At 67.1% G+C, this 8,503-nt stretch carries 9 protein-coding genes; 2 read left to right on the top strand and 7 right to left on the bottom strand.

The window, feature by feature from the left end; genetic code table 11:
* Positions 1-272: 272 nt before the first annotated feature.
* Positions 273-1,106, bottom strand: coding sequence for a pyrroline-5-carboxylate reductase (gene proC, locus HNR60_RS23805; protein WP_184262898.1), 834 nt, complete (start codon positions 1,104-1,106; stop codon positions 273-275).
* 328 nt (positions 1,107-1,434) lie between these two features.
* Positions 1,435-1,935 carry a type III secretion system chaperone family protein gene (locus tag HNR60_RS23800; protein ID WP_011471874.1) on the bottom strand — a complete coding sequence of 167 codons (501 nt, stop codon included), beginning with the start codon at positions 1,933-1,935 and terminating at the stop codon, positions 1,435-1,437.
* Positions 1,936-2,332: 397 nt separating this feature from the next.
* On the opposite strand from HNR60_RS23800, the gene HNR60_RS23795 reads away from it, so the two are divergent.
* Complete coding sequence (locus HNR60_RS23795; RefSeq protein WP_184262896.1) at positions 2,333-2,851, top strand: 6,7-dimethyl-8-ribityllumazine synthase; 519 nt, start codon at positions 2,333-2,335, stop codon at positions 2,849-2,851.
* 205 nt (positions 2,852-3,056) lie between these two features.
* Here the strand turns inward: HNR60_RS23795 and HNR60_RS23790 are convergent, their stop codons facing one another.
* The 5 genes from HNR60_RS23790 to lgt form a co-directional block, all read right to left on the bottom strand.
* On the bottom strand, positions 3,057-4,010 hold the full coding sequence (locus tag HNR60_RS23790; protein WP_184262900.1) for a ribose-phosphate pyrophosphokinase: 954 nt from the start codon (positions 4,008-4,010) through the stop codon (positions 3,057-3,059).
* A gap of 171 nt (positions 4,011-4,181) precedes the next feature.
* The gene (locus HNR60_RS23785) at positions 4,182-4,811 is read right to left on the bottom strand and encodes a hypothetical protein (protein WP_184262894.1); all 630 of its coding nucleotides are present in this window, start codon (positions 4,809-4,811) and stop codon (positions 4,182-4,184) included.
* 160 nt (positions 4,812-4,971) lie between these two features.
* Positions 4,972-5,748, bottom strand: coding sequence for a peptidoglycan editing factor PgeF (gene pgeF, locus HNR60_RS23780; RefSeq protein ID WP_184262892.1), 777 nt, complete (start codon positions 5,746-5,748; stop codon positions 4,972-4,974).
* On the bottom strand, positions 5,745-6,872 hold the full coding sequence (locus HNR60_RS23775) for an SAM-dependent methyltransferase (protein WP_184262890.1): 1,128 nt from the start codon (positions 6,870-6,872) through the stop codon (positions 5,745-5,747). Before HNR60_RS23775 ends, pgeF begins: the two co-directional genes overlap by 4 nt.
* 14 nt (positions 6,873-6,886) lie before the next feature.
* Positions 6,887-7,741 carry a prolipoprotein diacylglyceryl transferase gene (gene lgt, locus HNR60_RS23770; protein ID WP_184262888.1) on the bottom strand — a complete coding sequence of 285 codons (855 nt, stop codon included), beginning with the start codon at positions 7,739-7,741 and terminating at the stop codon, positions 6,887-6,889.
* Between the two features lie 217 nt (positions 7,742-7,958).
* On the opposite strand from lgt, the gene HNR60_RS23765 reads away from it, so the two are divergent.
* Positions 7,959-8,234 carry an accessory factor UbiK family protein gene (locus tag HNR60_RS23765; protein WP_184262886.1) on the top strand — a complete coding sequence of 92 codons (276 nt, stop codon included), beginning with the start codon at positions 7,959-7,961 and terminating at the stop codon, positions 8,232-8,234.
* The last annotated feature ends 269 nt before the right edge of the window (positions 8,235-8,503 follow it).

Raw genomic sequence — 8,503 nt, 5'->3', positions numbered from 1 at the left:
CTTCTCGGCCATCGCAGCAACTCCCTGATCGCTGCAAAATTGAATCATGCCAAAGCAGACATGCCAACCAAAATGAAAGATTCACAGGCTCTGAGCAGCCCGCGAAGCGCGTAGCGCGAAGCCGGGCGTCTCGAAGGATGGGCCGCGCAGTCGTGTGGGCGCCGCGTCGCGCAGCCGCATCCTTCGAGGCTCGCCGCGCAAGGGCGCGCTCGGCGAGCGCCTCAAGGATGACGGCGCCTTGGGTGTTGCCGACCTCGCCGATTGCTCAGCGATTACTTCGCCAATTCCTGCGAGCGGCGCTTGGCCGCCGCCACGGCGCGGCTGAGCAGCGGCTGGAAGCCGTCATCCGCCATCAGCACCTCGAGCGCCGCGGCGGTGGTGCCGCCGGGCGAGGTGACGTTCTTACGTAGCGTCGCGGCATCGAGTTCGGAGCGATGCAGCAATTCGCCGGAGCCCGCCACGGTGGCGCGGGCGAGCTTGGTCGCGAGATCCTCCGGCAGCCCGGCTTCGACGCCGGCGCGGGCCAATTCCTCGGCGAGCAGGAACACATAGGCCGGGCCCGAACCGGACACCGCGGTGACCGCGTCGATCAGGCTCTCGTCGTCGACCCATTCCACCGCGCCGGTGGCGCGCAGCAGCGCGTCGGCGGTGGCGCGTTGCTCGGTGTTGACGTGGTGGCCCGGCACCGCGACGGTGATGCCGCGGCCGATCGCCGCCGGGGTATTCGGCATCGCGCGAACCACGCTGCCGCCACAGGCCTTCGAGATCGCCGCGGTGGTGACCCCGGCCATGATAGATACCACCAGCGTGCCGGGGGCGACGAAGCTTTTCAGCTTGGCGGCGGCGTCGCGAAACATCTGCGGCTTCACCGCGATCACCAGCGCCGCCACCGCGCCGAGATCCTGCGCCGAGGAGTTGAAGCGGACGCCGCGGGCGGTGAGGGCTGCGATCTCCTCGGAAGGATGCGGTTCGATCACCGCGACGTTGCAGCCGTCCAGCCCCTGCGCCAGCCAGCCTGTCAGCAGCGCGCCGCCCATCTTGCCGGCGCCGGCCAGCACGATGGTGCCGGTCATTTGCGCCAGCGGTGGTTTCTTGGAAATGCTCATCACGATGTCCCAGATTACAAGATGCGGGACCATATCACCGCGCCGGGAGTCGCGCGCGCGTTTATGCGGGGTCCGCGATCTGGGGCGATCGGATTTGTCGGGTCGCGATCCGGCCAGTCGTGTTGCGATGCTACGCATTCCGCCGTCATCCTGAGGAGCCCGGCGAAGCGCAGCGAAGCCGGGCGTCTCGAAGGATGGGCTGCAAGGAATTTGCGGGCCGCCGCGTCTCGCGGCCGCCTCCTTCGAGGCCCTCGCGTTGCTCGGGCACCTTGGATGACGGCGCCGAGGATGATGATGGGAGAGAGCCTCGCTCCCGCTCCGACCTAGCTTACGCCTCGCCCATGGTGTCGAACATCGCCGCGGTCATCGCCTCGGCGGCCGACTTGCCGGCCCAGACCACGAACTGAAACGCCGGGTAGTAGCGCTCGCAGGCGTGGATCGCGCTGACCAGCATCGACTCGCACTGCGCGGTGGTGGCGGACAATCCGCCCGGCAGCACCAGCGCCTGACGGTACATGATCATGCCGGTGTGGGTCCAGATATCGAAATGCCCGATCCACAATTGCTCGTTGATCGCAGCGATCAGCCGCTGCACCTCGGGGCGGTGCGCCGAAGGTATCTTCATGTCGAAGGCGCAGGCCAGATGCAGCGCCTCGATCTCGTTCATCCAGGTGAAAGAGAGTTGATAGTCGGTCCAATTGCCCTTGGAGACGATGGTAATCTCGTCTTCGCCGGAGCGCTCGAACGACCAGTCGTTTGTCGCCGCGATATCTTCGACCACCGCGAGCGGGTTGTTCCCGGAATCGATGACGCCTTCGAGCATGGGCATGCCGTCTCGACCTTCAGTTTGAATGTGTTGATACGCACGCGGCAGGCCCACAAGCGCTAAGCAGGACGCGCTGTGCGGATCGCTGGACTGAGCGAGCCAGTAACAATCCGAGGCTTGCAAGCATGAAATGATGTGATTTGCGGAATCGGCGCAACGGGGTGGTGGGCCCATCCACAGGCAAAGCGGGCGCCGTCCACAGCTGATCGTACGATTTTGAGAACAAACCGGAATCGGATTCGTGTCATGCGAGTCTGTGGTGATTTGTTAACCTTTGCCGAGTCTCGCGGCGGCGTTAACTTTTGAATCGCGGTGCGCCACGCGCAGTGCGCCGCCTTGCTGGGGGCGCCGGCTTTCGGCATAGTTCCGGGCTCCGATGATGACGACGAAAGTTCAATCCATGACCGAGACTCTCAGCGATCCGTCCGCCGCCGTGGCCGAACGGCCGCGCTTCGCCAAACCGCAGCGCATCGCCTTCGTGCAGTCGTCGTGGCACCGCGACGTGGTCGCGGCGTGCCGCGGCGCGTTCCTGGCGGAGATCGAAGTCCGCGGCATCGCGCCGTCGCAGGTCGATCTATTCGAGGTGCCGGGCGCGTTCGAGATTCCGCTGCACGTGCAGACGCTGGCCAAGACGAGGCGTTACACCGCGATCGTCGCGGCGGGTCTCGTGGTCGACGGCGGGCTTACCGGCTTCGTCGCGCCGACCGTGATCCAGGCGCTGATGGACGTGCAGCTGCGCACCGACGTGCCGGTGTTTTCCGCGGTGCTGACGCCGCAGATGTTCGACGACACCGCGCCGGAGTTCGGCGACTTCCTCGAATTGTTCGCCGCCAAGGGCGCCGAGGTGGCACAGGCCTGCGCCGACACCCTGCTCAGCTTCGAGCGGCTGCGCGGCCAGGTCGCGGCGGGGATCGTGTAAGCAATTCTGGCTCCGCTTGGCGAAGCAAACCCAAGTTCGGCGATCACGATTCTGCGTGCCCCGGACGCAGCGCAACGCGCCGCTCTTGCGGCGTGATGCGCTGCAGAGCCGGGGCCGTTGCGGAACGCGGCGCCTGTAACGGTCCCGGCTCACGGCGCAGCGCAAGGCGCTGCACCGCGTCCGGGACACGGGATCTCTGAGGATTTTAGTCGAACAGGCTCGACACCGACTCTTCGGATGCGGTGCGGCCGATCGCGTCGGCGATCAGGGATGCGATCGACAGCGTGCGGATGTTGGTGGTGGTGCGCACCGCCTCGGTCGGCTGGATCGAGTCGGTGATCACCAGCTCCTTCAGCTTGGAGCCGATGATGCGGGTTGCGGCGCCGCCGGACAACACGCCATGGGTGATATAGGCGTAGACTTCGACCGCGCCGTTGGCGAGCAGCGCGTCGGCGGCATTCACCAGCGTGCCGCCGGAATCGACGATGTCGTCGACCAGGATGCAGGTGTAGCCTTCGACCTCGCCGATCACGTTCATGACTTCGGACTCGCCGGCGCGTTCGCGGCGCTTGTCGATGATCGCGAGCGGCGCGTTGATGCGCTTGGCGAGGCCGCGGGCGCGCACCACGCCGCCGACGTCGGGCGACACCACCATCACCTTGCTGAGGTCGAAGCGATCGCGGATGTCGCGCACCATCACCGGCGAGGCGTACAGGTTGTCGGTCGGGATGTCGAAGAAGCCCTGGATCTGGCCGGCGTGCAGGTCGAGCGTCATGACGCGGTCGGCGCCCGCATGGGTGATCAGGTTGGCGACCAGCTTGGCGGAAATCGGGGTGCGCGGGCCGGCCTTGCGGTCCTGCCGGGCGTAGCCGAAATACGGGATCACCGCGGTGATGCGGCGCGCGGAAGCCCGGCGCAGCGCATCGGTGATGATCAGCAGTTCCATCAAGTGGTCGTTGGCCGGAAACGACGTCGACTGGATGATGAAGACGTCGGAGCCGCGGACGTTTTCCTGGATCTCGACGAAGATTTCCATGTCGGCGAAGCGCCGCACCACGGCCTTGGTCAAGGGCAGGCCGAGCCAGTTGGAAATTTCCTGCGCCAGCGCGCGATTGGAATTGCCGGCGACCAGCTTGATCGAGCCGTTCTTGCCCGACATCGACGCCTCTCCCCGTGACTTGGCGGATACAACGTTCAGCATATCGGTCTACTCTAACTGTGGCTCACTGGGCGAAGCGAGGTCATAACAAGGACACGCCGGGGGTGGCAACCCGTTGGCTGCGGCTTTGACGCGCAAAACCCCGCTTTGTCGGTATACCTGTCCGAATTGTTAACGCGTGGCGAAGCTCTCGGCGGCGAAGCCGAGTGCGCCTGTACCCGCGGGACTCTCGTCGCTGCTGGCAATCGCCGGGCCGCTGCGGTCGGGGACGACGGGAGCGGGCTGCGTTTCGCCGGGGGCTGCATTGACCAGACCGCTGAGCCCGCTCAGGCCAGCCTGTGCGATCCGCCGCAACACCAAATCGTCGGCCTGCGCCCAGGCGTCGCGTCCGGACTTGCCGGCCGGCTCCTCGCCGGAGAGGCGCAGCGCGCGCTGCTGATTCTGGTCGTAAACGTCCCACACCCAGGCGATCATGGTGCGGCCGCCGCGGATCTGTGCCGCCAGATAGCTGCGCACCCGATACGCCGCCGGCGCCTCGCGCGACACCACCGCGACGTTGCGCAGCTTGGATTCGCTGTCGAGCAGATTGACCATGCGGTCGAACACCTGCGGCGGCGGGCCGTCGATCGATTCAAACGTGATGGTTGTGCCGCCGCCCATCTGCGCGTAGGCCGCGCTGGGACCGCCACTGTTCGCGCCGTCGCTGACGCAGCCGCCCAGCCCGCACAAAGCCGCCAGCAGCAGCGCGCCGCGCAGCAACCGCGCCGGCGTCCGATGGGCTGTCAGAGTTTGAAGTCGCATGCCGTCCGAATCGCTGGTGGGGGTCGGGGGAGACCCCGACGGTGGCCAGCAGCGATATCGTTAAAATCCGTTAAGGTCTAGGGCGGCGAGGCCACAGCGGCCCGGCAGCGTCACCAGGAGGCTGCCGGCCTGCGAAAAATTTGATTTGAATTTGAGGTGGTTACGCCGGCCGTCCGTGCAGCGCGATGGCGTGGACGTGGCGGCCGTAATCCGGTTCTTTGCGGTGGACAGAGCGGCGGTAGCTGAAAAACCGCTGGTCCGGATAGGTGTCGAGGCCGATGTCGTCGATCGCGCCGACGCCGGCCTGCTCGAGCCGCAGCCGGATCAGCCCGGCGAGATCGAACATCGCGTGACCCTCGCGCGTCGCCGGCACGAAGAACCGCGCATAGCCGGGATCGGCGGCGACGAAGCGATCGACGAATTCGCCGCCGACTTCATAACTCGCCTGCCGGATCAACGGCCCGATCGCCGCGCGGATGTTGTGCCGCTCCGCGCCGAGCCGCTGCATCGCCGCAACGGTGGATTCCACCACGCCGGTCAGCGCGCCTTTCCAGCCGGCATGCGCCGCGCCGATCACCCGGGCGTCGGGATCGACCAGCAGCACCGGGCCGCAATCCGCCGCGGTGGCGCCGATCGCCAGCCCCTCGACCCGGGTGACGATGGCGTCGACCTTCGGCCGCGACGCCGAATCCCACGGCGCCTCCGCCACCACGACGTCCGGCGAATGCACCTGATAGGCGGTGAGAAACCGCTCGGGCGCGACGCCGAGCGCCTCCGCCATGCGGCTGCGGTTTTCCGCGACATGCGCGGGGTTGTCCTGCGAGCCGACGCCGGCGTTGAGCCCGGCGTAAATTCCCTCCGAGACGCCGCCGTCGCGGGTGAAGAAGGCGTGACGCAGGCCGGGGAGGCCTGCCAGCAGCGGCGAGGTAATGGTCATTGCGCGGCGATCCGTGCGGCGTCGGGCTGGTCGCTGAGGCCGGCGATCTGCGCGAGATCGGGCTCCGACACCGCCATCACCTTGAACATCGAGCCCATGCCGCCGCGGCCGCCTTCGACCAGCCGCTTCAGTGCGCTCGCGACGTCTTCGGAGACTTCGAGGCTGGCCTTGGCCATCAGCGCCACCGCGCGGTTCTCGATGCCGAGCCGGCGGAGGAATTCGCCCTGCGTCACCGGGCCGTGCACCCGCGCCGCCACCGCTTCGGCGCCGCGCGCCAAGGCCTGAAAGTCGACATGGGCGGTGACGTCGGCACGGCCGGGATTCTGCAAGGGGTCGGCGAAGCTGTGCTTGGCGATCGCCTGAAAGGTGTCGCCGGCGTCGCCGCGCAGATGGCCGTAGTCGATGATCAGCGCGGCGCCGCCTTCCTCGCGCACCCGGCTGGCGATGCTCATGATCTCGGCGTCCGGCCGCCACTCGAACACCGCGCCCTGCGGCGCGGCGCGGACCAAGGGCGGCAGCAGCTGCTCGAAATGCGGCGCCGGCTCCGGCGCCATGCCGAACAGCAGCCGGTCGCCGTCGCCGATTTCCACGGTGCGCTCGTGCCAGCCGCGCTCGCCGCGCACCATCTGGTGGATCGGCAGCACGTCGAAATATTCGTTGGCGAAGATGATGGTGCTGCCGCCCGGCACCTCGTCGAGGCTCTGGTGCCAATGCAGGTTCGGCATCCCGGCCAGCGTCGCCTTCTGCTTTTCGCGCAGCACCGGGTTGATCTCGATCAGATGGACCTGCAGTGCCTGGAACAGCGGCGGCACCACCCGCAGCGCGCGCAGCGCATCCGCCATCATGGTGCCGCGCCCGGGGCCGAGTTCGATCAGCCGCACCAGTTGCGGCGAGCCGATCGATTTCCACACCGAGGCCGCCCACAGCCCGAGCAATTCGCCGAACATCTGGCTGACTTCCGGCGCGGTGGTGAAGTCGCCTTCGCGGCCGAGCGGATCGCGCGAGACGTAATAGCCGAATGCCGGATGGGTCAGGCAGAGGTCCATATAGCGCCACACCGGCATCGGGCCGGCGGATTTGATCAGCTGCTTGATGACGTCCTGAAGCGACAACGGCTCGGTCACGGCGAACTCCGATTTCAGCTGAGAGTTTGCCGCGCCGGCGCGGGTGCGGTCAACGCCGCGCGGCGCCACGCCCACAGCGCGAGCGCTGCGCCCACGATCACCATCGGCACCGACAGCAACATGCCCATGGTGAGCCCGCCCCACAGAAAGCCGAGCTGCGGGTCGGGCTCGCGGAAGAATTCGCCGACGATTCGCGCCGCGCCATACAGCCCGATGAAGCTGCCAAGGATCAGCCCGGGGCGCTTCAGCGCGCCGAAGCGAATCATCAGCGCCAGCACGGTGAACAGCAGCACGCCTTCCAGCGCCGCTTCGTAGAGCTGGCTGGGATGTCGCGGCAGCGGCCCGCCATTGGGAAACACCATGCGCCACGGCACGGTCTCGTCGGCCGGCCGGCCCCACAATTCGCCGTTGATGAAATTGGCGAGGCGGCCGAGCAAGAGCCCGATCGGGCCGACCGCGCAGGTGACGTCGCCGAGCGACAGCACCGAGAGGTTGCGCGTCCAGCAAAACGCCAGCACCGCGATGACGCAGCCCATGAAGCCGCCGTGGAACGACATGCCGCCCTTCCACAATTGCAAGATCTCGGCGGGGTGCTGGATGAAGAAATCCAGATTGTAGAACAGCACATAGCCGGTGCGGCCGCCGAGGATGATGCCGAGCGTCACCCACAGGATGAAATCGTCCCAGGCGATCAGCGGGATCGGCGACGGACCGCCCCACAGCCGCTGATTCTTCAGCAGCGCGCGGGCGTAGAACCAGCCGATCACGATGCCGCCGATATAGGCCAGCGCGTACCAGCGGATCACGATCGGGCCGAGCGCCACGGCGATCGGGTCGAACACGGGAAAGGCGAGGGTGAGGAATGGCATCGGGTCGACTTACGATGAAAGCCGGCGCCGGGATAGGGCGCAGGGCGGGTTTCGGGCGGGGCGGGTACGCGGCGTTGGTCTTGCCAATGGCGTGGTCACGATTACAAGGGGCGCGAAACGTGGCAAGGCTTGGCCTGTCGGCGCGGCCTTGCGGCGCGGCCCCGGCATCGCCATTGTCAGGTCAACGCGGCCATTTCGCATAGCACCGGAGTACGACATGACTCAGACCAACAACCGGCTTTTCGACGAGATCGGACGCCTGATGAACGACGCCGCCGGCGCCGCCCAGGGCGTCAAGCGCGAGGTCGATACCGTCGTGCGCACCCAGGCCGAGAAGTTTCTGCGCGACCTCGATCTGGTCAAGCGCGAGGAATTCGACGTGGTGAAGGACATGGTGCGGCTCGCCCGCGAGGAAAACGAGGCGCTGAAGACCCGCATCGCCGCGCTGGAAGCCAAGCTCGCCGCCCCCACCGCGGTGCCGCCGAGCCTCTGAGTCCGGTCCGGCTCGAGTCCGGTCGGGCTCGACCCGTCTCGGTCTTGCAACACGCTCGCCGACACACGCTCGGCGTCATCCTGAGGAACCCGGCGTAGCCCGAAGGGCGAAGCCGGGTGTCTCGAAGGATGGGCTGCGAGCACCTTGTCGACCGCAGCGCGCGCTGCACTCCCGGCTGTCATCCCGGGGCATGAGCAGCGAAGCTGCGAATGAACCCGGGATCCAGTACTCACCGCCCTGCAATACTGGATTCCGGGTTCGCTCGAGCT

The organism is Rhodopseudomonas rhenobacensis, from assembly GCF_014203125.1.
GTDB classification, from domain to species: Bacteria; Pseudomonadota; Alphaproteobacteria; order Rhizobiales; family Xanthobacteraceae; genus Rhodopseudomonas_A; species Rhodopseudomonas_A rhenobacensis.
The sequence above is the reverse complement of the archived record's forward strand: the minus strand, read 5'-3'. Positions and strand labels throughout refer to the sequence as shown.

Bases quoted from the DNA above. Each gene is read 5' to 3' on its own strand.
- proC (WP_184262898.1), bottom strand. From the start codon at position 1,106: ATGAGCATTTCCAAGAAACCACCGCTGGCGCAAATGACCGGCACCATC.
- HNR60_RS23795 (WP_184262896.1), top strand. From the start codon at position 2,333: ATGACCGAGACTCTCAGCGATCCGTCCGCCGCCGTGGCCGAACGGCCG.
- pgeF (WP_184262892.1), bottom strand. From the start codon at position 5,748: ATGACCATTACCTCGCCGCTGCTGGCAGGCCTCCCCGGCCTGCGTCAC.
- HNR60_RS23790 (WP_184262900.1), bottom strand. From the start codon at position 4,010: ATGTCGGGCAAGAACGGCTCGATCAAGCTGGTCGCCGGCAATTCCAAT.
- HNR60_RS23785 (WP_184262894.1), bottom strand. From the start codon at position 4,811: ATGCGACTTCAAACTCTGACAGCCCATCGGACGCCGGCGCGGTTGCTG.
- lgt (WP_184262888.1), bottom strand. From the start codon at position 7,741: ATGCCATTCCTCACCCTCGCCTTTCCCGTGTTCGACCCGATCGCCGTG.
- HNR60_RS23765 (WP_184262886.1), top strand. From the start codon at position 7,959: ATGACTCAGACCAACAACCGGCTTTTCGACGAGATCGGACGCCTGATG.
- HNR60_RS23800 (WP_011471874.1), bottom strand. From the start codon at position 1,935: ATGCCCATGCTCGAAGGCGTCATCGATTCCGGGAACAACCCGCTCGCG.